Source organism: Acidimicrobiia bacterium, assembly GCA_029210695.1.
Taxonomy (GTDB): Bacteria; Actinomycetota; Acidimicrobiia; order Spongiisociales; family JAHEDJ01; genus JAHEDJ01.
Window position 1 is genome coordinate 1 of the sequence record JARGFH010000149.1, and the last position, 1,060, is coordinate 1,060.

Sequence of the window (1,060 nt, forward strand, 5' to 3'; positions counted from 1 at the left end):
AGAGCCCTCCTCTACGCCGGAAAACCCAACTGGAATCTACTCGCCACCATCACACCCCGCTGAAATCCGATGAGCCGCCAAAGCGTTGTATTCGGTTCCGGGGAATCTGATCGGCACCCGGGTCGACGTCCGCGCCGACGCCCAGCTGGTCAAAGTGTTCTCCCGTGGTCAGTTGGTCAAGGTCCACCCCCGTCAGAAGCCGGGCCACAGGTCGACCGACCCCGAGGATCTGCCGTCGGAGAAGACCGCCTACGCGATGCGGGACCTGGACAAGCTGCAGAGGATGGCCGCATCGTATGGCCTGGCCATCGGCGTCTACGCAACCGCCCTGTTGGACATCCCTCTGCCCTGGACGAAGATGCGTCAGGTTTACGCCCTCCTGGGATTGGTCAAAAAGTGGGGTGCGGAACGTGTCGACGCCGCCTGTCAAAGGGCTCTCGACGCCGAGGCGGTCAACGTTCCACTCATCGGACGGATGCTCGAACGAGGCACCGAAACCGGCGCCGAGACCGAAGACCGCGGAACCCAGCTGCCCACCAATGTCGTCGCTCCACGGTTCGTCCGAGACGACAGCCACTTCGCCGTCCGCACCGGCACCACCAGCGAGGAGGTGAACTGATGGCCACTCCGATGGTGACACCGGAACTGAAGGCGCTGCTGCGGCGGGTCAAACTGGGCCAGTGTCTCGACACACTCCCCGAACGGCTCGCCCTCGCTCAAACCAGCCAGCTGGGTCACGCCGAGTTTCTCGAACTGGTCTTGGCCGATGAGGTCACCCGCCGGGAAAACACGTCCGCGGCGCGGCGAGCCAAGACAGCAGGTCTCGACCCGGCCATGACCCTGGACCGTTGGGACGACACCGCCAACATCACCTACGACCGGGCGGTCTGGAACGAGCTCTGCTCCCTACGGTTCGTCGAATCCGGCCACAACGCCATCATCATGGGACCGGTCGGGGTCGGCAAGACCTTCCTCGCCACCGCCTTAGCCTGGATCCACCGGTCTGATCGGTGTCTGACGGTTGGGATTGACATAGAAAATGCCTTCTGACCTGGGAGAA

Annotated in this window: 1 protein-coding gene and 1 pseudogene; both read left to right on the forward strand. The window is 63.5% G+C overall.

What is annotated here, in order from left to right:
- Positions 1-85 precede the first annotated feature (85 nt).
- Positions 86-619 (forward strand): hypothetical protein, encoded by a 534-nt coding sequence (locus tag P1T08_18835; protein MDF1598130.1) that lies wholly within the window; start codon positions 86-88, stop codon positions 617-619.
- Positions 619-987: pseudogene (locus P1T08_18840) on the forward strand (ATP-binding protein). Before P1T08_18835 ends, P1T08_18840 begins: the two are co-directional and overlap by 1 nt.
- Positions 988-1,060: the final 73 nt, after the last annotated feature.